The sequence below is a fragment of the Pseudomonas sp. ADPe genome (assembly GCF_014843515.1).
GTDB lineage: Bacteria > Pseudomonadota > Gammaproteobacteria > Pseudomonadales > Pseudomonadaceae > Pseudomonas > Pseudomonas citronellolis.
Genome location: NZ_CP062122.1, coordinates 7,130,824 through 7,150,940, shown reverse-complemented (window position 1 = coordinate 7,150,940; position 20,117 = coordinate 7,130,824). Strand labels below are relative to the sequence as shown.

Below are 20,117 nucleotides of genomic sequence, written 5' to 3'. Positions count from 1 at the left end.
TTCGCCTTGTTGCGCCTGAGTGGGGCTCGCTAGGGTTCGTCCGTCACGGCGGTTGTCGTGATCGGGTGTGGAAACCCGGACCAACTATGCAGGCGCGGTAGCGCCATAGCTGTTCAACTGGCGCTTTTTTGTGCCCGCTGAACGTCGTTCTATGGCGGGCCGTGCAAGGCGGGCTTCGGCCCGGCCGGGTCCTGCATAGCCGGTATTTCCACCCTTGCACGGCCTGCCACCCCAACTGTGGAAAGTTTGGGTGGTGGCTTCCGAACCTACTATGCAGGAGTGATGGATATGCACCGCCCAGCTTTTACCCGCGCGCACCACCCGACTGGAAAACTCTTCACCACCCACATCCCCGCCGCCGACGGCCAGCCGGCGCTGGAGCTGTTCTGGCTGCAGGATTGCCAGGCCGCCATCGATGCCGGGCAGCGACGCGCCGAGCGCTGGCTGATGGAAAAGGAGCCGGCCAGCCTCTGGGCGGTCCTGCTGGTCGGTCGCGAAGGTCAGGTTCCGGAGGGGCAACGCATGGCGTACGAGGTGGCTTTCCTGGCGCGCTTGCAGCAGCGTTTGTTGGCGCAGGAGGCGAGTACCTAGCTGGCGTGCTATTGGAGGTGCATTGTGAGCAAACTCATTGAATCCCTGCGTGACGACCTGGCTGCACTCCATGAAGCGGGAGCGATCAGCAAGGTGACGATGCGCGAGTTCGACACGATCTGCCCGCCGCCGGTACGGGAGTTCAGTGCTGCCGACATCAAACGCCTTCGCGAAGAGCTGAAATTCAGCCAGCCGGTGTTCGCGCTCCATCTGCACACCAGCGCTTCGACCGTGCGCAAGTGGGAGCAAGGCGAAACCCATCCGACGGGGCCTGCGCTCAAACTGCTCAACGTCATCGCCGACAAGGGCTTGCAGGCGATTCTCTGATAAAGGCATTCGGGCGTCCCCGGTCGAGCCGTGTTGCCGCGCTTCGCCCGGAAGGGGTACCGGCTAACTCCAGAACACCCAATTCTGCCCAACGGTCCCCTCTCCCTTCAGGGAGAGGGTTAGGGAGAGGGCCGGCGCTCAGCCCCGCACCTGACTCACCGGCAAACTCCATCCGCGAGCAAGCTCGCTCCTACAGATATTTCCGGTATTCCCTGAAAATTGGGAAAGCTCACGCACAAGCCTGCGATACTTCGCCTTGTTGCGCCTGAGTGGGGCTCGCTAGGGTTCGTCCGTCACGGCGATTGTCGTGATCGGGCGTGAGAACCCGGTGGAACGCATGCAGGCGCGGTGGCGCCATGGCTGTACAGCGGGCGCTTTTTTTGTGCCTGCGGTACGCATTTCTATGGCGGCCGTGCGAGGCGGGTTCATGCCCGGCCGGTAGCCTGCATTACCGGATTCTCACCCTCGCACGGTCCGCCTCCCTTGCCCGTGAGAAGGCTGGAAGGTGGCTCCCATCCGATGCAGGAGCACAAGAAAATGCATTCACCCGCTTTTACCCGCGCGCACCACCCGACTGGAAAACTCTTCACCACCCACATCCCCGCCGCCGACGGCCAGCCGGCGCTGGAACTGTTCTGGCTGCAGGATTGCCAGGCCGCCATCGATGCCGGGCAGCGACGCGCCGAGCGCTGGCTGATGGAAAAGGAGCCGGCCAGCCTCTGGGCGGTTCTGTTGGTCGGTCGCGAGGGGCAGGTTCCGGAGGGGCAACGCACGGCGTACGAGGTGGCTTTCCTGGCGCGCTTGCAGCAGCGTTTGTTGGCGCCGGAGGCGGGCAGCTAGCGGCGTGGGCGTCGATGGGTTTCGCAGGCTCAACCCATCCTACGGGTGCCAGGTGTGTGCGACGTAGGATGGGTTGAGCGCAGCGATACCCATCGGCGGGTATCGCAGGGGGCTCAGATATGCAGCGCGTGCCCCAGGGCGCGCAGGGCGGTTTCCTGTACCGCTTCGCCGAGGGTCGGGTGGGCGTGGAGGGTGCCGGCGATGTCTTCCAGGCGTGCGCCCATCTCGATGGACTGGACGAAGGCCGTGGACAGTTCCGACACCGCCTTGCCCACCGCCTGCCAGCCGAGGATGAGGTGGTTGTCCGTGCGGGCCACCACGCGGACAAAGCCGTCGTGGGCTTCCAGGGTCATGGCGCGGCCGTTGGCGGCGAAGGGGAAGTTCGCTGTCAGCACTTCGTGTCCGCTGGCGCGGGCCTGGTCCGGGGAGAGGCCGACCACTACCACTTCCGGGTCGGTGAAGCACACCGCCGGGATGGCCGCGGGGGTGAAGGCGCGGCGCTTGCCAGCGATGAGTTCGGCGACCATCTCGCCCTGGGCCATGGCGCGGTGCGCCAGCATGGGTTCGCCGGCGATGTCGCCGATGGCCCAGACGTTGCGCATCGAGGTGCGGCACTGCTCGTCGATCTTCACCGCGCGGCCGTCCATGTCCAGGTGCAGGCTCTCCAGGTTCCAGCCTTCGGTGTTGGGCCGGCGGCCAACGGCGACCAGCACCTGGTCGGTCTCGATCACCCGTTGCTGGCCCTGGCCGTCGCGCAGGCGCAGGCCTTTGCCATCGGGTTCCAGGCCCACCACGCTGTGGCCCAGGTAGAGTTCCACGCCGAGCTTGCGCAGGGCCGCCGCCACCGGTTTGGTCAGTTCTTCGTCGTAGCTCGGCAGGATGCGCGGCTGGGCTTCCACCACCGTCACTTCCACGCCCAGCTTGCGGTAGGCGGTGCCCAGTTCCAGGCCGATGTAGCCGCCGCCGATCACCGCCAGGCGCTTGGGCAGGGCCTTGGGCGCCAGGGCTTCGGTGGAGGAGATGACCTTGCCGCCGGGCGGCAGGAAGGGCAGTTCCACCGAGCGCGAACCGGCCGCCAGCAGCAGGTGTTCGGTGTGGATGCGCTGGGTGCCGCCGTCGGCCAGGGCGACTTCGACGGTCTTGCCGTCGACGACCTGCGCCCAGCCGTGCACCACGCTCACGCCGTGCTTTTTCAGCAGGGCGGCGACGCCGGTGGTCAGGCGGTCGACGATGCCGTCCTTCCATTCCACGGTGCGCTGGATGTCGATGCTCGGCGCCTGCACGCTGATGCCCAGCGCGGACTTGCCGGCGAACTCGCGGGCCTTGAGGTATTCCTCGGCGGCGTGGATCAGCGCCTTGGAGGGGATGCAGCCGATGTTCAGGCAGGTGCCGCCCAGGGCCGCGCCTTCCACCAGCAGGGTGCGGATGCCCAACTGCCCGGCGCGGATGGCGGCGACGTAGCCGCCGGGGCCGCCGCCGATGATCAGCAGGGTGGTTTCCAGTGTCTGGTTCTGCTTCACGGCGGTCACTCCAGGAACAGGGTGGCGGGGTGTTCGAGCAGGGCGCGCACGGCCTGGATGAAGGCCGCCGCGTCCATGCCGTCGACCACCCGGTGGTCGAAGGACGAGGACAGGTTCATCATCTTGCGCACCACGATCTGGCCGTTGACCACCATGGGCCGCTCGACCATGCGGTTGACGCCGACGATGGCCACTTCCGGATGGTTGATCACCGGCGTGCTGACGATGCCGCCCAGCGCGCCGAGGCTGCTGAGGGTGATGGTCGAGCCGGAGAGTTCCTCGCGGCTGGCCTTGCCGTGGCGCGCGGCCTCGGCCAGGCGCGCCACTTCCGCGGCGTTGCCCCACAGGTCGCGGGATTCGGCGTTGCGCAGCACCGGCACCATCAGGCCGCTGTCGCTCTGGGTGGCCACGCCCAGGTGCACCGCGCCGTAGCGGGTGATGACCTCGGCCTCGTCGTCATAGCGGGCGTTGAGCTGCGGGAACTCGCGCAGGGCCACCACCATCGCGCGGGCGATGAAGGGCAGCAGGGTGAGCTTGCCGCGGCTGGCGCCGTACCTGGCGTTGAGGTGCTGGCGCAGGTCCTCCAGGTCGGTGACGTCGATTTCCTCGACGTAGCTGAAATGCGGGATGCGCCGCTTGGCCTCGGCCATCTTCTGGGCGATCTTGCGGCGCAGGCCGATGACCTGGATCTGCTGCTCGTCGTGGCGCGCGGCGTAGCCGGAGGCGACCACCGCGCCGCCGTGGGCCAGGTACTGGTCGAGGTCGTCGTGGAGGATGCGCCCGGCGGGGCCGGAGCCCTGCACGAATTGCAGCTCCACGCCCAGGTCGCGGGCGCGTTGGCGCACCGCCGGGGAGGCCAGCGGCTTCTCGCCGGGGGCGCGGCGCGGGGCCGGCGCGGCGGCTGCCGGGCGCGGCGCGGGGGCCGGTTTGGCTTCGGCGCGCGGTGCTTCCTTGGCCGGCTGGGGCTTCGCTTCGGCTTCTGCGGCGGGCGCGCTTTCATGGGTCTTGGCCGCGGCTTCGCGGTGGTTGCCGGCGCCTTCCACTTCCAGGCGCACCAGTTCGCCGCCCACGGCCATGACCTGGCCGGGCTCGCCGCCCAGGGCGAGAATCCTGCCGGAAACCGGCGAGGGGATTTCCACGGTGGCCTTGTCGGTCATCACTTCGGCCAGCACCTGGTCCTCACGGACCTCGTCGCCGACCTTGATGTGCCATTCCACCAGTTCCACTTCGGCGATGCCTTCCCCGATGTCCGGCATCTTGATCACGTGAATGCCCATTCAGACCTCCATGGCACGCTTGAAGGCGGCGCCGACGCGGGCCGGGCCGGGGAAGTAGTCCCATTCCTGGGCGTGCGGGTAGGGGGTGTCCCAGCCGGTCACGCGGGCGATGGGGGCTTCCAGGTGGTGGAAGCAGTTTTCCTGCACCAGCGACATCAGCTCGGCGCCGTAGCCGCAGGTGCGGGTGGCCTCGTGGACGATGACGCAGCGGCCGGTCTTCTTCACCGATTCGACTATGGTGTCCAGGTCCAGCGGCCAGAGGCTGCGCAGGTCGATGATCTCGGCGTCGATACCGGTTTCCTCGGCGGCGGTCTGCGCCACGTAGACGGTGGTGCCGTAGGTGAGCACGGTCAGCTCGCTGCCCGGGCGGGCGATGGCCGCCTTGTCCAGCGGCACCCGGTAGTAGCCTTCGGGCACCTGGCTCTGCGGGTGCTTGGACCAGGGTGTCACCGGGCGATCGTGGTGGCCGTCGAAGGGGCCGTTGTACAGGCGCTTGGGCTCGAGGAAGATCACCGGGTCGTCGTTCTCGATGCAGGCGATCAGCAGGCCCTTGGCGTCGTAGGGGTTGGACGGCATCACCGTGCGCAGGCCGCAGACCTGGGTGAACATCGCCTCCGGGCTCTGGCTGTGCGTCTGCCCGCCGTAGATGCCGCCGCCGCAGGGCATGCGCACCACCATCGGCACCACGAAGTCGCCTACCGAGCGGTAGCGGATGCGCGCAGCCTCGGACACCAGCTGGTCGGTGGCCGGGTAGACGTAGTCGGCGAACTGGATTTCCACCACCGGGCGCAGACCATAGGCGCACATGCCCACCGCGGCGCCGACGATGCCGCTCTCGGAGATCGGCGCGTCGAACACCCGCGAGGTGCCGTACTTCTTCTGCAGGCCTTCGGTGCAGCGGAACACGCCGCCGAAGTAGCCCACGTCCTGGCCGAACACCACCACGTCGTCGTCGCGTTCGAGCATCACGTCCATCGCCGAGCGCAGCGCCTGGATCATGCTCATGCTGGTGAGCGCCTGGGCGTTCTCGTGTTGCGGATTCATGGCGTTCATACCCCGAGCTCCTGGCGCTGCCGGCGCAGGTGTTCCGGCAGGTCCTTGTAGACGTCGTCGAACAGGCTGGCGGCGCTGAAGACGTGGCCGTCCACCAGCGAGCCGTGGCGTTCGGCCTCTTTCTGCGCGGCCATCACTTCGGCTTCCAGTTCCTTGTGCAGCGCCTCGTGCTGTTCCTCGCTCCAGATGCCCAGGGCCAGCAGGTGCTGCTTCAGGCGGGCAATGGGGTCGCCGAGGGGGAAGCTGGTCCAGTCGTCGGCCGGGCGGTACTTGGACGGGTCGTCCGAGGTGGAGTGCGGGCCCGCGCGGTAGGTGACCCACTCGATCAGGCTCGGCCCATGGCCGCGGCGGGCGCGTTCGGCGGCCCACTGCGAGGCGGCGTACACGGCGAGGAAGTCGTTGCCGTCCACTCGCAGCGAGGCGATGCCGCAGCCCACGCCGCGGTTGGCGAAGGTGGTGCCTTCACCGCCGGCGATGGCCTGGAAGGTGGAGATCGCCCACTGGTTGTTGACCACGTTGAGGATCACCGGGGCGCGGTAGACGTGGGCGAAGGTCAGCGCGGTGTGGAAGTCCGACTCGGCGGTGGCGCCGTCGCCGATCCAGGCCGAGGCGATCCTGGTATCGCCCTTGATCGCCGAGGCCATGCCCCAGCCCACCGCCTGGATGAACTGGGTGGCGAGGTTGCCGGAGATGGAGAAGAAGCCCTTCTCGCGGCTGGAGTACATGATCGGCAGCTGGCGGCCCTTGAGCGGGTCCTGCTCGTTGGAGAGCAGCTGGCAGATCATGTCCTTGAGCGGGTAGTCGCGGGTGATCAGGATGCCCTGCTGGCGATAGGTGGGGAAGCACATGTCGCCGCCCTGCAGGGCCATGGTGTGGGCGGTGGCGATGGCTTCCTCGCCCAGGCACTGCATGTAGAAGGACATTTTCTTCTGGCGCTGCGCGGTGAGCATGCGGGCGTCGAAGATGCGCGTCTTGAGCATCAGGCGCAGGCCGCGCAGCAGCTGTTCGTGGCTGAGCTGTGGGTCCCAGGGGCCGAGGGCGTTGCCCTGGTCGTCGAGCACGCGCACGAGGCTGTAGGCGAGGTCTGCGGTCTGCGCCGGCTCGACGTCGACGTCGGGCTTGCGCACTTCCCCGGCGGGGGACAGGTGCAGGTAGGAGAAGTCGGTCTTGCAGCCCGGGCGCCCGGTGGGTTCGGGGACGTGCAGGCGGAGGGGAGCGTAGTCGGTCATGGTGGGTCTCCAGTTGTGATCGGGGGTGGGGATCAGCAGACGGAAGACGCCGGACCGGGCGGGTGCGACTGGCCTGGTTGGGCGACGGTGCGGGTGCCGCGCGCGGTAGCGCGGCGGGTGCTGACATCACTCATGGTGAGGTCCTCGTTCGTTGTTCTTGTGATTTCAGTATAGGTGTGACCGGCTGGTTTTTTGCTCCAATTTGACTAGCTTTGGACAGAAGATTTAGTGTCTTTGAACTACAAAAACCCTCTTCCGTAGAAGTGAGTGCCATGGCCGACATCGACCGCACCGACCTCAAGATCCTCCGCGCCCTGGCCGACGACGGCCGCCTGAGCTGGCGCGACCTGGCGCAGAAGATCGGCCTGTCGCTGACGCCGACGCTGCGCCGGGTGCGGCGCCTGGAGGAAGAGCGGTACATCCAGGGCTATTTCGCCCAGCTTGACGAGGAGCGCCTGTCCGGGGCCATGAGCGTGTTCGTTTCGGTCACCCTGGAAAAACAGACCGGTGACTACCTGGCGCGGTTCGAGGAAAGCATCGTCCAGGCGCCGCAGGTGATGAGCTGCTTTCAGATGACCGGCGACGCGGACTACATGCTGCGCGTGGTGGTCAAGGACCTGGCGGCCTATCAGGCCTTCCTCACCACCACCCTGACGCAGATTCCCGGGGTGGCCGGGATCAAGTCGGCGTTCGCCTTGAAGTCGGTGCTCAAGCGCTCGGCGCCGCCGCTTTGAGGGGGCGGGCAACTGACTTGCCGGCTGCGCCGAGGCGCTTTCGTAGGATGGGTTGAGCTTGCGAAACCCATGCGGTGGCGGTGATGGGTATCGCTTCGCTCAACCCATCCTACGGGAAAGCGCCGTGCTTCCCGGCAACCTGTAGGAGCGGGCCTCCTCACTGCTCGTCGAGGGCGAAGGCGGTGAGGCTGTAGGTGGGGATGCCGGCGTCGGCCAGCTTGGCCGAGCCGCCGAGTTCCGGCAGGTCGATGATGGCGGCGGCTTCCAGGACCCTGGCGCCCATGCGCCGGACCAGTTGCGCGGCGGCCAGCAGGGTGCCGCCGGTGGCGATCAGGTCGTCGAAGATCAGCACGCTGTCGCCTTCGCACAGGCTGTCGGCGTGCACTTCCAGCAGGGCTTCGCCGTACTCGGTCTGGTAGGCCTGGGCCAGCACGTCGGCGGGCAGCTTGCCCTGCTTGCGGAACAGCACCAGCGGCTTGTTCAGTTCGTAGGCGATGATCGAGCCGATCAGGAAGCCGCGCGCGTCCATGGCGCCGATGTGGCTGAAATCCGCTTCGACGTAGCGCTGGATGAAGCTGTCGGCGACGAAGCGCAGCGCGCGCGGCGACTGGAACAGCGGGGTGATGTCACGGAACACCACGCCCGCCTTGGGGAAGTCGGGGACCGCGCGGATCATGGATTTCAGGTCGAGCTGGTTGAGGATCATGCTGGCAGGGTACCTGGTGACGGCTTTTCGAAGCCCCCAAGTATAACGGGCCCGCCACAAGGCGAGCCCGTTTTGCGCGATGACCGGAAGGTCGCGCCTTCAGCTTTCCATCTGGCCGCCGGCCAGGGCGCACAGCTCGATGGAGTCGAGGATGCGCACTTCCTTGCCTTCGGCGGCGATCAGGCCGTTCTGCTGGAAGCGGGTGAACACCCGCGACACGGTTTCCACCGCCAGGCCCAGGTAGTTGCCGATCTCGTTGCGCGACATCGCCAGGCGGAACTGCTGGGCGGAGAAGCCGCGGGCGCGGAAGCGCGCCGAGAGGTTGACCAGGAAGGTGGCGATGCGCTCGTCGGCGGTCTTCTTCGACAGCAGCATCATCATCTGCTGGTCGTCGCGAATCTCGCGGCTCATCACCCGCATCAGCTGGCGGCGCAGCTGCGGCAGCTGCTCGGACAGCTCGTCCAGGCGCTCGAAGGGAATCTCGCAGACCGAGGTGGTCTCCAGGGCCTGGGCCGACACCGGGTAGGCTTCGGTGTCCATGCCGGACAGGCCGACCAGTTCGCTGGGCAGGTGGAAGCCGGTGATCTGCTCTTCACCGCCGTCGGTGATGCTGAAGGTCTTCAGCGCGCCGGAACGCACCGCGAACACGGAACCGAAGGCGTCGCCCTGGCGGAACAGGAACTCGCCCTTCTTCAGTGGCCGGCCGCGCTTGACGATTTCGTCGAGGGCGTCCATGTCGTCGTTGTTCAGCGACAGGGGCAGGCACAGCGGCGCCAGGCTGCAATCCTTGCAATGCGCTTGCGGCAAGGCGCGCACCTTGATGGTTTCGGCCATGGTTGATCCTTGGGTGGAAAGGCACAAGAAACGCAAGGGTAACGCACCCAAGGGTTCGGCTGCCAGCTTGCCGGGTGGATTTCGGAACATTCCGGCGTTTATTCCGAAACCTTATGTAAAAAAGGTCAGATTCGTACTTATTCTCTAAGCAAATTCCTTCAGATCACCCGCGAGAACCGTTGCAGGTTCTGGTGCGGCAGGTAGTGGTCGAAGAGCATGCACAGGCTGCGCACCAGCAGCCGGCCGGCGGCGGTGACGTCGATGCCGCGCGGGCTCAGCTCGATCAGGCCGTCCTTGGCGAAGCGCTCCAGCTCGTCCCAGATGTCGGCGAAGTAGCCGTGGAATTCGATGTTGAAGCGTTCCTCGATGCTTTCGAAGTCCAGCTGGAAGTGGCAGATCAGTTGCTGGATCACCGCGCGGCGCACGCGGTCGTCGGCGTTGCAGTAGAGGCCGCGGCGGGTGGCCAGCTGGCCGTTGTCCAGGCTGTTCTGGTAGTCGTTGATGTCGGTGCTGTTCTGGCAGTAGAGGTCGCCGATCTGGCTGATCGCCGAAACGCCCAGGCCCACCAGGTCGCAATGGCCGTGGGTGGTGTAGCCCTGGAAGTTGCGTTGCAGGGTGCCGTCCTCCTGGGCGCTGGCCAGTTCGTCGTCGGGCAGGGCGAAGTGATCCATGCCGATGTAGCGGTAGCCGGCGGCGCTGAGCTGCTCGATGGTGCGCTGGAGCATTTCCAGCTTCTGCGCGGGGGAGGGCAGGTCCTGGGCGTTGATGCGCCGCTGCGGCATGAAGCGTTCGGGCAGGTGCGCGTAGTTGAACACCGAGAGGCGGTTGGGCTGCAGGCCGATGACCTGCTCGACGGTGCGGGCGAAGCTGTCGGGGTTCTGCTTGGGCAGGCCGTAGATCAGGTCGATGTTGATCGAGCGGTATTGCAGGGTGCGGGCCGCGTCCATGATGGCGCGGGTCTCGTCGAAGCTCTGCATGCGGTTCACCGCCTGCTGCACTTCCAGGTCGAAGTCCTGCACGCCGACGCTGACGCGGTTGAAGCCCAGTTCGCGGAGCAGGCCCATGGTCGACCAGTCGGCCTCGCGCGGGTCGATCTCGATGCCGTAGTCGCCGGAGTCGTCTTCCACCAGGTTCAGGTGCTCGCGCAACTGGCCCATGAGTTCGCGCAGCTGGCCGGGGCTGAGGAAGGTGGGGGTGCCGCCGCCGAAGTGCAGCTGTTCCACGCACTGGTCCTTGCCCAGGTGGCGGCTGACGATCTCGATTTCGTGGATCAGCCGGGCGAGGTAGGGCGCGCTGCGCCCGCGGTCCTTGGTGATGACCTTGTTGCAGGCGCAGTAGTAGCAGATGTTGGCGCAGAACGGGATGTGCACGTAGAGCGACAGCGGCCGGTCGGCCTTCTGGCTGTTGCGCAGGGCATGCAGCATGTCGAAGGGGCCCACGCCTTCGTGGAACTGCACGGCGGTGGGATAGGAGGTATAGCGCGGGCCGGACAGATCGTAGCGACGGATCAGATCTGTGTCCCAGCGGATATCGTCGAGCATGCCGCAGTCCCCGAATCAGGCGAGCTTTTCGGCGCAGTCTAGGGAGACTGTGGGAAAAGCCTCTTGACCTGCATCAAGCGGTCGCAGGGGGTACCTCGTTGGAGGGGGGGCTGGTGGGCGGTGGTGTCGGGGTTGGTTCTGGAGTTGGGGTGGAGTCCGTGACCCTCTCCCTGAAGGAAGAGGGGGCTTGTCCGTGCCGAGAACAGGCAGGCTTCAGCCGAAAACCACCGTGCCTGCCGGCTGACTCGGGAAAACCAGACCACTCCGAACGGTCCCCTCTCCCTTCAGGGAGAGGGTTAGGGAGAGGGCGCTCTTCGGGCCAGGCACCAGGGTGAGAAGCCCGTTCGCGAGCAAGCTCGCTCCTACGAAAAGCCAAGCGCGGGGCTTCAGTGCATCGCATGCCCCATCAGCCACGCCTGGTGCGGGCCGGGCAGGGTCCACAGGCCGAAGAGGATCACCAGCAGGCCGCCGGCCATGCGCACGCTGCGTTTGCGCAGCAGCGCCGTGATGCGTTCGGCGGCAAGCCCCGTGGCCAGCAGCACCGGCCAGGTGCCCAGGCCGAAGGCGAGCATCAGCAGCGCGCTTTCCAACGCCGAGCCCTGGCTGCTGGTCCACAGCAGGGTGCTGTAGACCAGGCCGCAGGGCAGCCAGCCCCAGAGCGCGCCGAGCAGCAGCGCGCGCGGCACGCTGGCCACCGGCAGCAGGCGGCTGGCGAAGGGCTGGATGTATTTCCACAGGCCGCGGCCGAGGGCTTCGATGCGCGTCAGGCCGCTCCACCAGCCAGCCAGATACAAGCCCATGGCGATAAGCAGCAGGCCGGCGACCACGCGCAGCGCCGAGGCGAAGGGGGTGCTGGCGATGGCCCAGCCGGCCAGGCCCAGCAGCAGGCCGGCGGCGGCGTAGCTGAGGATGCGCCCGAGGTTGTAGGCCAGCAGCAGCTGCAGGCGGCGCCCGCGCTGTTCCGCTGGAATGGCCAGGGTCAGCGCGCCCATCAGGCCGCCGCACATGCCCAGGCAGTGGCCGCCGCCGAGCAGGCCGAGGATCAGCGCGGACGCCAGCATGGGCGCCAGCTCAAGCATCGCGCGAGTCCTTGTCCCGGGCTTCGGTCTGCGCATCCTTGGCGCCTTCGGCCTCGTCGATGCCGGCCTGGTGCTTGGGGTCCTCGTCGTCGAACAGGATGCTGTGGGCCGGGCCGTCCATGTCGTCGTACTGGCCGCTGTTCACCGCCCAGAAAAAGATCCAGACGGCGATGGCGACGATGATCAGCGCCACCGGGATCATTACGTAGAGAGCGGGCATATCGACTCCGTTGAAAAGGCCTGCGCGCCTTCAGTGGGCGGCGAGCGGGATGGCCAGCGGCGCGGCTTCGGGGGCCGCCGGCAGGGCGCGCACGCGGGTCAGGCGCAGGGCGTTGAGCACCACGGTCAGCGAGCTGACCGACATGCCGATGGCCGCCCAGGCGGGGGTGATCCAGCCGAGGGCGGCGAAGGGCAGCATCAGGCCATTGTACAACCCCGCCCAGACCAGGTTCTCGACGATCACCCGACGGGTGCGGCGGGCCAGGACGAAGGCCTGCACCAGGCTGTCCAGGCGGTTGGACAACAGCACCGCGTCGGCGCTGGTCTTGGCCAGGTCGGTGGCGCTGCCCATGGCCACGCTGATGTCGGCGGCGGCCAGCACCGGCACGTCGTTGACGCCGTCGCCGAGCATCAGCACGTGGCGGCCTTCGCCGTGCAGCTGTCTGAGGATCGCCAGCTTGTCGTCCGGGCGCAGGCCGCCGTGGACTTCGTCGATGCCCAGTTCGGCGGCCACGCTTTGCACCATCGGCGAGCTGTCGCCGGACAGCAGCAGGGTGCGCCAGCCGCGCTCGCGGCAGGCCTGCAGCAGGGCCGGGGCGTCGTCGCGCAGGCGGTCGTCGAGCACCAGCCAGGCCAGCGGGCCGCGCGCATCGCCCAGCAGCAGCCACTGGCCGTGCTCATTGGGCATGGCCGGCTCGGGCTGGCCGCTCAGGGCGCAGACGAAGGCGGCCTGGCCGATGCGCAGGCGCTGGCCGTCGACCACGCCTTCCAGGCCCAGGCCGGGGTGGCTTTCCACGGCCTCGGCGGGTTGCGGGGCGCGGCCGAAGGCGCGGGCGATGGGGTGTTCGGAACGGTTCTCCAGCGCCGCGGCCAGGGCCAGGCAGCGTTCGCCGTCGAGTTCGCCCAGCGGCTGCACGGCGCGCAGGGTCAGGCGGCCTTCGGTAAGGGTACCGGTCTTGTCGAAGATCACCGTGTCGATGCGTTTCAGGCCTTCCAGCACGTGGCCGCGGGTGAGCAGCAGGCCGAGCTTGTGCAGGCTGCCGGTGGCCGCGGTGAGGGCGGTGGGCGTGGCCAGGGAGAGGGCGCAGGGGCAGGTGGCGACCAGCATCGACAGGACCACCCAGAAGGCCCGCGAGGCGTCGTGCTGCCACCAGAACAGGCCGACCACCGCGGCCAGCGCCAGCAGCACCAGCAGGAACCATTGCGCGGCGCTGTCGGCGAGCTGCGCCAGGCGCGGCTTGTCGGCCTGGGCGCGCTCCAGCAGGCGGACGATGGCCGACAGCCGGCTGTCGTCGCCCAGGGCCTGCACCTGCAGGGTCAGCGGGCCTTCGACGTTGAGGGTGCCGCCGGTGACGCTGTCGCCGGCCTGGCGCGGCTGCGGCAGGTATTCGCCGGTGAGCAGGGATTCGTCGACGCTGGACTGGCCGGCGAGGATCAGGCCGTCGGCCGGCAGCACCGCGCCCGGCGGCACCAGCACGCGGTCGCCGATGCGCAGTTCGCTGAGCAGGATGCGCTGGCTGTTGCCGGCTTCGTCCAGGCGCAGGCAGGAGGCCGGCAGCAGGTTGACCAGCTGCGCGGTGGCCGCCGCCGTGCGCTCGCGGGCGCGGCGCTCCAGGTAGCGGCCGGCGAGCAGGAACAGGGCGAACATGCCCACCGCGTCGAAGTACAGGTCGCCCTTGCCGGTGATGGCGGTCCAGATGCCGGCCAGGTAGGCGCCGCCGATGGCCAGGGACACCGAGACGTCCATGGTCAGGTGGCGCGTGCGCAAATCGCGCAGGGCGCCGCGGAAGAACGGTTGGCAGGAGTAGAAGACGATCGGCGTGGTGAGGAACATCGCCACCCAGCGCAGGATTTCGTGCATCTCGGCGCTGAGGTCGATGTTGAATTCCGGCCAGGTGGCCATGGTCGCCATCATCGCCTGGAACCACAGCATGCCGGCCACGCCGAGCTGGCGCAGGGAACGGCGGTTCTCTTCGGCGAGCTGCTCGGCGGCCTTGTCCGGCCGGTAGGGGTGGGCGGCGTAGCCGATCCTGCGCAGCTCGGCGAGCAGGCCGCTGAGCGGCAACTGGCCGTCGGCCCAGCGCACGTGCAGGCGGTGGTTGGACAGGTTGAGCCCGGCCTCGGCCACCGCCGGCATCTGCCGCAGGTGTTTTTCGATCAGCCAGCCGCAGGCGGCGCAACTGATGCCTTCGAGGATCAGGGTGGTCTCGGCCAGTTCGCCCTGGTGCTGGACGAAGGGCTGCTGCACGTCGGGGCGGTCGAGCAGGGCCAGTTCGTCACCCAGTTGCGCGGGCAGCGCCTCGGGGTTGGCGGCCGATTCGGTGCGGTGCCGGTAGTAGCCTTCCAGGCCGCCGGCGACTATGGCCTCGGCCACGGCCTGGCAGCCGGGGCAGCAGAATTCGCGGGTCTCGCCGAGGACCCGGGCGGTGAAGCGGCTGCCGGGCGGAACCGGCAGCGCGCAGTGGTAGCAGGGCAGGGGGGCGCTCATGGGCGCTGGACTTCATCCCCCTTGAGGGGTTCGTCGCCGAGAAGGATCTCGCCATCGGCGATGAGCTTCTCTTCTTCGAACAGGCGCCAGGCGTGGCCGTCCTGCTCGCCGAGCAGTTCGACGAAGCGGCGGCCTTCGACGGCGCTGTCCAGGCGGCCGGTGTAGCGGCCCGGTTCGTTGGCCGGCAGCAGGGCGACGTGGCGGTCCTGGGATTCCAGGGTGGGGGAGATCAGGTTGAGGTTCAGCTGCGCCGGCTGGCTGTCGCCCTTCAGGCGTACCTCGACCTCGCCGGTGAGCTTGTCCAGGCGCACCTGGGCCTGCATGTGCAGTTGCTGGGCCAGGTGTTCGCGGTCCAGCGAGCGGTTGATGCCCTTGCCGGCCTCGTAGTAGTTGTCGTTGACCAGGGTGTCCTGGTTCTCCACGGCGATGCGCACCATCGTCAGGCTGAGGAACACCGAGGTGGCGAGCATGCCGATGATGATCCAGGGCCAGAGGTGCTTGTACCAGGGTTGTTGGGCGGGCGCCGACTGCATGGGTTTTCTCTCTCGTGGTCCGCGGGGCGGAAGCGGCCTGCCCGAGGGGTGGGCGGCGCGCCTGGGTGGGGCGGATTCTACGTGCTCCGCGTGCCGCTGGCATCCCGCCGCGGGGGCGGGATGCGTTGCGGTTCAGCCGGGGTTCAGCGTACCACCGGGCCGATGAAGCGGCTGTCGGCTTCCTTGCTGATGGACGGCTCGTCCACCGACTGGATGGTGAAGGTGATCTTGTTGGTGCTGGACGGCAGCTTGTCCGGGTCCACCGCCAGTTCCACCGGCATGGCGAGGATGTCGCCGGCGGCCACCTGCACTTCCTTGCGGCCTTCCAGGGTCAGGCCTTCCAGGCCCTTGGCGCCGAGCACGTAGGTGTGGTCGCGCTGGTCCTTGTTCATGATCTTCAGGCTGTAGACGTTCTCGATCCGGCCTTCGGCGTTCTCGCGGTAGAGCACGCGGTCCTTGCTGACGTCGAAGCCCACCAGCGGGCGGATCACGATGGCGGTGGCCAGCAGGCTCATCATCACGCACAGGGCGATGGCGTAGCCGATCAGGCGCGGGCGCACCAAGTGCGTCTTCTGCCCGGACAGGTTGTGCTCGGTGGTGTAGCTGATCAGCCCGCGCGGGTAGCCCATCTTGTCCATGATGCTGTCGCAGGCGTCGATGCACGCGGCGCAGCCGATGCATTCGATCTGCAGGCCGTCGCGGATGTCGATGCCGGTGGGGCAGACCTGTACGCACATGGTGCAGTCGATGCAGTCGCCCAGGCCCTGGGCCTTGTAGTCCAGGGTCTTCTTGCGCGGGCCGCGCTTCTCGCCGCGGCGCGGGTCGTAGGAGACGATCAGGGTGTCCTTGTCGAACATCACGCTCTGGAAGCGCGCGTAGGGGCACATGTAGATGCACACCTGCTCGCGCAGCCAGCCGGCGTTGCCGTAGGTGGCCAGGGTGAAGAAACCGACCCAGAAGTAGGCCCAGCCGTCGGCCTCGCCGGTGACCAGCTCCATCAGCAGTTCGCGGATGGGGGCGAAGTAGCCGACGAAGGTCAGGCCGGTGACCAGGCCGATCAGCAGCCACAGCGTGTGCTTGGCGGCCTTGCGCAGCAGTTTGTTGCCGCTCATCGGCGCCTTGTCCAGCTTCATGCGCTGGTTGCGGTCGCCTTCGGTGACCTTCTCGCACCACATGTAGATCCAGGTCCACACGCTCTGCGGGCAGGTGTAGCCGCACCAGACGCGGCCGGCGAACACCGTGATGAAGAACAGCCCGAAGGCGCTGATGATCAGCAACCCGGAGAGGAGGATGAAGTCCTGCGGCCAGAAGGTGGCGCCGAAGATGTAGAACTTGCGCTCGGGCAGGTCCCACCACACCGCCTGCCGACCGTTCCAGGTCAGCCACACGGTGCCGAAGTAGAGAAGGAACAGGAAAGCGCCGCCGACACGGCGCAGGTTGCGGAAGAACCCGGTGAAGGCCCGGGTGTAGATCTTCTCGCGGGAGGCATATAAGTCGACGTTCTCCCCACCCTTCTTCGCGGGCGGTGTGACGTCTTGCACGGGAATCTGTTTGCTCATCAGTGCGTACCACGGCAGTGGGAGGGCGCCCTGTCGATACGTGCCGAAAGGGTCAGGATATGGCTGCACGCCTAAACATGATACGACTTGGCCCGGTGTGCAACGGTGCGACCGTTGGTCGCGTCAGAATATTCGGAAGATTTTTCGTTCCCCGAAATAGAGCGGCGCCGGTAGGAACCGGCGCCGCTGGGTGTTGCGAGGGGAGGGCGGAAGCGCTTATTCGCTCTTCTGCGCATCACCCTGGGACAGGCTGTACACGTAGGCGGCCAGCAGGTGCACCTGGTCGGCGCCGAGGCGTTCCAGCTGGGCCGGCATCTGGCCCTGGCGGCCGTAGCGGATGGTCTGCTGCAGCTGGGAGAAGCTCGAGCCGTAGATGAAGGCGGCCGGGTGCGTCAGGTTGGGCGCGCCCATGGCGGCGGTGCCCTTGCCCTCGGGGCCGTGGCAGGCGACGCAGGTGGTGGCGAAGATCTTGCCGCCATTGGCCACCTGCTCGTCGGTCACGCCTTCGGGCAGCTTGCGGCCGTCCAGCTTGCTGGTGACGAAGGCGGCCACGTCGTGCACGCCCTGGTCGCCCAGTACTTCGCCCCAGGCCGGCATGGCGGCGTGGCGGCCACCCTTGATGGTGGTCTCGATGTCCGCGGTGGCACCGCCCCAGCGCCAGTCCTGGTCGGTCAGGTTGGGGAAGCCGTAGGCGCCCTTGGCGTCGGAGCCGTGGCACACCGAGCAGTTGGAGGCGAACAGGCGGCCGCCCATCTTCAGCGCCAGCGGGTCCTTGGCCACATCTTCGATGGGCATGGCGGCGAATTTGGCGAAGATCGGGCCGTACTTCTCGTCGGCCTTGGCCATTTCCTTCTCCCACTGGTGCACGCCGGTCCAGCCCGGCTGGCCATTGGCGAAGGGCTTGCCGTCGCTGACTTCCTGGTAGCCCGGCAGCAGGCCCTTCCAGTTGCCCAGGCCCGGGTACAGGACCAGGTAGCCCAAGGCGAAGACGAAGGTGGCGACGAACAGCATGAACCACCACTTCGGCAGCGGGTTGTCGTACTCCTCGATGCCGTCGAAGGCGTGCCCGACGGTCTCGTCGGTGGCTTCGCTGCGCTGGCCGCGGCGGGTGGCGAACAGCAGCCAGGCCAGGGCGAAGATGGTGCCCAGGGTAAGTACGGTGACGTACAGACTCCAGAAGGTTGTCATTCTTTGTTGCTCCTAGAAGCTTGTTCTTTCTCGACGTGCTTCATGGCTGCCGGGTCGTCCGCGAAGGGCAGCAGGGCGTCGTCGTCGAAGCGCTGCTTGCGCTTGCCGCTGTAGGCCCAGAGCAGTACGCCGATGAAGGCGACCATCACTACGACGGTGCCGAGGCCGCGAATCGTCCCGATATCCATCTGCTGTCACCGTTTGCTCTTGATGATGGTGCCCAGGCTCTGCAGGTAGGCCACCAGGGCGTCCATCTCGGTCTTGCCTTTCACGGCGTCGCGAGCACCGGCGATGTCTTCGTCGGTGTAGGGCACGCCGAGGGTGCGCATGGCCTTGAGCTTGCCTTCGATGTCCTTGCCGTCGAGCTTGTTCTCGACCAGCCAGGGGTAGGCCGGCATCTTCGACTCCGGCACCACGTTGCGCGGGTTGTACAGGTGCGCGCGGTGCCAGTCGTCGGAGTAGCGGCCGCCGACGCGAGCCAGGTCCGGACCGGTACGCTTGGAGCCCCACAGGAAGGGGTGGTCCCAGACGCTTTCGCCGGCCACGGAGTAGTGGCCGTAGCGCTCGGTCTCGGCGCGGAACGGGCGGATCATCTGCGAGTGGCAGCCGACGCAGCCTTCGCGGATGTAGATGTCACGGCCTTCGAGCTCCAGCGCGGTGCGCGGCTTCATGCCTTCCACCGGCTTGTTGGTCACGTCCTGGAAGAACAGCGGGACGATCTGCGTCAGGCCGCCGATGCTGACGGCGATGACCATGAAGAAGGCCAGCAGGCCGATGTTCTTCTCGACTGCTTCGTGCTTCATCAATGAGCTCCTACAGCGGGAATGCGGGCAGCGGCATCGACTTCAGCAGCGTTGTAGCCACGCACGGTACGGAAGGTGTTGTAGGCCATCAGCAGCATGCCGAAGGCGAAGAAGAAGCCGCCCAGCGCGCGGACCATGAAGCCCGGGTGGCTGGCCTGCAGCGCTTCCACGAAGGAGTAGGTGAGGGTGCCGTCGGTGTTGACCGCGCGCCACATCAGGCCCTGGGTGATGCCGTTGACCCACATCGAGGCGATGTAGAGCACGGTGCCGATGGTGGCCAGCCAGAAGTGCGCGTTGATCAGGCCGGTGCTGTGCATCTGCTCGCGGCCGAAGACTTTCGGGATCATGTGGTACAGCGAGCCGATGGAGATCATCGCCACCCAGCCCAGCGCCCCGGCGTGCACGTGGCCGATGGTCCAGTCGGTGTAGTGGGACAGCGAGTTCACCGTCTTGATGGCCATCATCGGGCCTTCGAAGGTGGACATGCCGTAGAAGGCCAGGGACACCACCAGGAAGCGCAGGATGGGGTCGGTGCGCAGCTTATGCCAGGCGCCGGAGAGGGTCATCATGCCGTTGATCATGCCGCCCCAGCTCGGAGCCAGGAGGATCAGCGACATCACCATGCCCAGGGACTGCGCCCAGTCCGGCAGCGCGGTGTAGTGCAGGTGGTGCGGGCCGGCCCAGATGTACAGGGTGATCAGCGCCCAGAAGTGGACGATGGACAGGCGGTAGGAGTAGACCGGGCGCTCGGCCTGCTTGGGCACGAAGTAGTACATCATGCCGAGGAAGCCAGTGGTCAGGAAGAAGCCCACGGCGTTGTGGCCGTACCACCACTGGACCATGGCGTCGGTGGCGCCGGAGTAGATGGAGTAGGACTTGAACCAGCCGACCGGGATCTCCAGGTTGTTGACGATGTGCAGCATCGCGGTCACCAGGATGAAGCCGCCGTAGAACCAGTTGCCCACATAGATGTGTTTGGTCTGGCGCTTGACGATGGTGCCGAAGAACACCACGGCGTAGGTGACCCAGACGATGGCGATCAGGATGTCGACCGGCCATTCCAGCTCGGCGTACTCCTTGGAGGAGGTGTAGCCCAGCGGCAGGGTGATGGCGGCCAGTACGATCACCGCCTGCCAGCCCCAGAAGGTGAAGGCGGCCAGGCTATCGGAGATCAGACGGGTCTGACAGGTGCGTTGCACCACGTAGTAGGAGGTTGCGAACAGAGCACAGCCGCCGAAGGCGAAGATCACCAGGTTGGTGTGCAACGGGCGAAGTCGCCCGAAACTGGTCCACGGCAAGCCGAGGTTCAGCTCGGGCCATACCAACTGTGAGGCGATGAAAACACCCATCCCCATTCCTAGTATTCCCCAGACCACCGTCATGATGGCGAACTGGCGGATTACCTTATAGTTATAAGCAGTCGGACTGATTGCTGTGCTCATTCTAAGGTTCCACGGTTTTTTTGCTATTTAGGGACAAAAAACGGCGGCAAGTATGTAGAAAGCCACTAGGCAATGCAACGCGCCGGAATAAGCCCCGGAGCCGCTGCGCATGCTGCTTTGAAGGCATTTCTGCCAATGTTTTTCTGGCTTTCTA

20 protein-coding genes are annotated in these 20,117 nt (G+C 66.9%); 4 read left to right on the top strand and 16 right to left on the bottom strand.

The genetic code is table 11. The features are described from left to right. The first annotated feature begins 288 nt into the window (after nt 1–288). The 3 genes from IG194_RS32185 to IG194_RS32175 all read left to right on the top strand — a co-directional run bounded on the left by IG194_RS32185 (nt 289) and on the right by IG194_RS32175 (nt 1,758). The gene (locus IG194_RS32185) at nt 289–591 is read left to right on the top strand and encodes a LasR-specific antiactivator QslA (RefSeq protein ID WP_058490035.1); all 303 of its coding nucleotides are present in this window, start codon (nt 289–291) and stop codon (nt 589–591) included. A gap of 24 nt (nt 592–615) precedes the next feature. Continuing rightward, nucleotides 616–918, top strand: coding sequence for a helix-turn-helix domain-containing protein (locus IG194_RS32180; RefSeq protein WP_058490034.1), 303 nt, complete (start codon nt 616–618; stop codon nt 916–918). 519 nt (nt 919–1,437) lie between these two features. Further along, nucleotides 1,438–1,758, top strand: coding sequence for a LasR-specific antiactivator QslA (locus tag IG194_RS32175; RefSeq protein ID WP_176707165.1), 321 nt, complete (start codon nt 1,438–1,440; stop codon nt 1,756–1,758). A gap of 113 nt (nt 1,759–1,871) precedes the next feature. On the opposite strand, the gene lpdA is transcribed toward IG194_RS32175, so the two are convergent. The 4 genes from lpdA to IG194_RS32155 are packed head-to-tail and all read right to left on the bottom strand — an operon-like array spanning nt 1,872 to nt 6,837. After that, on the bottom strand, nt 1,872–3,278 hold the full coding sequence (gene lpdA, locus IG194_RS32170; protein ID WP_058490033.1) for a dihydrolipoyl dehydrogenase: 1,407 nt from the start codon (nt 3,276–3,278) through the stop codon (nt 1,872–1,874). 5 nt (nt 3,279–3,283) lie between these two features. Further along, nucleotides 3,284–4,555, bottom strand: a complete 1,272-nt coding sequence (locus tag IG194_RS32165; protein WP_064987598.1) for a dihydrolipoamide acetyltransferase family protein — start codon at nt 4,553–4,555, stop codon at nt 3,284–3,286. Then, the gene (locus tag IG194_RS32160; protein ID WP_009622837.1) at nt 4,556–5,608 is read right to left on the bottom strand and encodes an alpha-ketoacid dehydrogenase subunit beta; all 1,053 of its coding nucleotides are present in this window, start codon (nt 5,606–5,608) and stop codon (nt 4,556–4,558) included. Beyond that, entirely contained in the window at nt 5,605–6,837 is a 1,233-nt protein-coding gene (locus IG194_RS32155; protein ID WP_058490032.1) for a 3-methyl-2-oxobutanoate dehydrogenase (2-methylpropanoyl-transferring) subunit alpha, read from the bottom strand. The genes IG194_RS32160 and IG194_RS32155 overlap by 4 nt, the downstream gene beginning before the upstream one ends. 272 nt (nt 6,838–7,109) lie before the next feature. Between IG194_RS32155 and IG194_RS32150 the strand changes: the two genes are divergently transcribed. Further along, a complete protein-coding gene (locus IG194_RS32150) occupies nt 7,110–7,571 on the top strand; it encodes an Lrp/AsnC family transcriptional regulator (RefSeq protein ID WP_009622833.1) in 462 nt (153 codons plus the stop codon). 157 nt (nt 7,572–7,728) lie between these two features. Here IG194_RS32150 and IG194_RS32145 read toward each other — a convergent pair whose 3' ends face one another. The 12 genes from IG194_RS32145 to ccoN all read right to left on the bottom strand — a co-directional run bounded on the left by IG194_RS32145 (nt 7,729) and on the right by ccoN (nt 19,963). Beyond that, nucleotides 7,729–8,277 carry an adenine phosphoribosyltransferase gene (locus IG194_RS32145; RefSeq protein WP_009622831.1) on the bottom strand — a complete coding sequence of 183 codons (549 nt, stop codon included), beginning with the start codon at nt 8,275–8,277 and terminating at the stop codon, nt 7,729–7,731. A gap of 99 nt (nt 8,278–8,376) precedes the next feature. Continuing rightward, the gene (anr, locus tag IG194_RS32140; RefSeq protein WP_009622830.1) at nt 8,377–9,111 is read right to left on the bottom strand and encodes a transcriptional regulator Anr; all 735 of its coding nucleotides are present in this window, start codon (nt 9,109–9,111) and stop codon (nt 8,377–8,379) included. A 158-nt stretch (nt 9,112–9,269) separates the two neighbouring features. Beyond that, entirely contained in the window at nt 9,270–10,652 is a 1,383-nt protein-coding gene (gene hemN, locus IG194_RS32135) for an oxygen-independent coproporphyrinogen III oxidase (protein ID WP_009622829.1), read from the bottom strand. 386 nt (nt 10,653–11,038) lie between these two features. Beyond that, complete coding sequence (locus tag IG194_RS32130) at nt 11,039–11,731, bottom strand: sulfite exporter TauE/SafE family protein (protein ID WP_009622828.1); 693 nt, start codon at nt 11,729–11,731, stop codon at nt 11,039–11,041. Continuing rightward, on the bottom strand, nt 11,724–11,951 hold the full coding sequence (gene ccoS / locus IG194_RS32125; protein ID WP_009622827.1) for a cbb3-type cytochrome oxidase assembly protein CcoS: 228 nt from the start codon (nt 11,949–11,951) through the stop codon (nt 11,724–11,726). Before ccoS ends, IG194_RS32130 begins: the two co-directional genes overlap by 8 nt. A gap of 30 nt (nt 11,952–11,981) precedes the next feature. Next, entirely contained in the window at nt 11,982–14,438 is a 2,457-nt protein-coding gene (locus IG194_RS32120) for a heavy metal translocating P-type ATPase (protein WP_058490031.1), read from the bottom strand. Next, nucleotides 14,435–14,971 (bottom strand): FixH family protein, encoded by a 537-nt coding sequence (locus IG194_RS32115; protein ID WP_058490030.1) that lies wholly within the window; start codon nt 14,969–14,971, stop codon nt 14,435–14,437. Before IG194_RS32115 ends, IG194_RS32120 begins: the two co-directional genes overlap by 4 nt. A 143-nt stretch (nt 14,972–15,114) precedes the next feature. Next, nucleotides 15,115–16,530 carry a cytochrome c oxidase accessory protein CcoG gene (gene ccoG, locus IG194_RS32110; protein WP_058490029.1) on the bottom strand — a complete coding sequence of 472 codons (1,416 nt, stop codon included), beginning with the start codon at nt 16,528–16,530 and terminating at the stop codon, nt 15,115–15,117. Nucleotides 16,531–16,746: 216 nt separating this feature from the next. Continuing rightward, entirely contained in the window at nt 16,747–17,718 is a 972-nt protein-coding gene (gene ccoP, locus IG194_RS32105) for a cytochrome-c oxidase, cbb3-type subunit III (protein ID WP_009622823.1), read from the bottom strand. After that, a complete protein-coding gene (locus IG194_RS32100) occupies nt 17,715–17,906 on the bottom strand; it encodes a CcoQ/FixQ family Cbb3-type cytochrome c oxidase assembly chaperone (RefSeq protein ID WP_009622822.1) in 192 nt (63 codons plus the stop codon). The genes ccoP and IG194_RS32100 overlap by 4 nt, the downstream gene beginning before the upstream one ends. A gap of 6 nt (nt 17,907–17,912) precedes the next feature. Next, complete coding sequence (gene ccoO / locus IG194_RS32095) at nt 17,913–18,521, bottom strand: cytochrome-c oxidase, cbb3-type subunit II (RefSeq protein WP_009622821.1); 609 nt, start codon at nt 18,519–18,521, stop codon at nt 17,913–17,915. Beyond that, on the bottom strand, nt 18,521–19,963 hold the full coding sequence (gene ccoN / locus IG194_RS32090; RefSeq protein ID WP_009622820.1) for a cytochrome-c oxidase, cbb3-type subunit I: 1,443 nt from the start codon (nt 19,961–19,963) through the stop codon (nt 18,521–18,523). The genes ccoO and ccoN overlap by 1 nt, the downstream gene beginning before the upstream one ends. Between the last annotated feature and the right edge of the window lie 154 nt (nt 19,964–20,117).

Excerpts from the sequence above, each read along its gene's own strand:
- IG194_RS32185 (WP_058490035.1), top strand. The coding sequence starts at position 289 with ATGCACCGCCCAGCTTTTACCCGCGCGCACCACCCGACTGGAAAACTC.
- IG194_RS32175 (WP_176707165.1), top strand. The coding sequence starts at position 1,438 with ATGCAGGAGCACAAGAAAATGCATTCACCCGCTTTTACCCGCGCGCAC.
- IG194_RS32165 (WP_064987598.1), bottom strand. The coding sequence starts at position 4,555 with ATGGGCATTCACGTGATCAAGATGCCGGACATCGGGGAAGGCATCGCC.
- IG194_RS32160 (WP_009622837.1), bottom strand. The coding sequence starts at position 5,608 with ATGAACGCCATGAATCCGCAACACGAGAACGCCCAGGCGCTCACCAGC.
- IG194_RS32155 (WP_058490032.1), bottom strand. The coding sequence starts at position 6,837 with ATGACCGACTACGCTCCCCTCCGCCTGCACGTCCCCGAACCCACCGGG.
- IG194_RS32150 (WP_009622833.1), top strand. The coding sequence starts at position 7,110 with ATGGCCGACATCGACCGCACCGACCTCAAGATCCTCCGCGCCCTGGCC.
- IG194_RS32145 (WP_009622831.1), bottom strand. The coding sequence starts at position 8,277 with ATGATCCTCAACCAGCTCGACCTGAAATCCATGATCCGCGCGGTCCCC.
- anr (WP_009622830.1), bottom strand. The coding sequence starts at position 9,111 with ATGGCCGAAACCATCAAGGTGCGCGCCTTGCCGCAAGCGCATTGCAAG.
- hemN (WP_009622829.1), bottom strand. The coding sequence starts at position 10,652 with ATGCTCGACGATATCCGCTGGGACACAGATCTGATCCGTCGCTACGAT.
- IG194_RS32130 (WP_009622828.1), bottom strand. The coding sequence starts at position 11,731 with ATGCTTGAGCTGGCGCCCATGCTGGCGTCCGCGCTGATCCTCGGCCTG.
- ccoS (WP_009622827.1), bottom strand. The coding sequence starts at position 11,951 with ATGCCCGCTCTCTACGTAATGATCCCGGTGGCGCTGATCATCGTCGCC.
- IG194_RS32120 (WP_058490031.1), bottom strand. The coding sequence starts at position 14,438 with ATGAGCGCCCCCCTGCCCTGCTACCACTGCGCGCTGCCGGTTCCGCCC.
- IG194_RS32115 (WP_058490030.1), bottom strand. The coding sequence starts at position 14,971 with ATGCAGTCGGCGCCCGCCCAACAACCCTGGTACAAGCACCTCTGGCCC.
- ccoG (WP_058490029.1), bottom strand. The coding sequence starts at position 16,530 with ATGAGCAAACAGATTCCCGTGCAAGACGTCACACCGCCCGCGAAGAAG.
- ccoP (WP_009622823.1), bottom strand. The coding sequence starts at position 17,718 with ATGACAACCTTCTGGAGTCTGTACGTCACCGTACTTACCCTGGGCACC.
- IG194_RS32100 (WP_009622822.1), bottom strand. The coding sequence starts at position 17,906 with ATGGATATCGGGACGATTCGCGGCCTCGGCACCGTCGTAGTGATGGTC.
- ccoO (WP_009622821.1), bottom strand. The coding sequence starts at position 18,521 with ATGAAGCACGAAGCAGTCGAGAAGAACATCGGCCTGCTGGCCTTCTTC.
- ccoN (WP_009622820.1), bottom strand. The coding sequence starts at position 19,963 with ATGAGCACAGCAATCAGTCCGACTGCTTATAACTATAAGGTAATCCGC.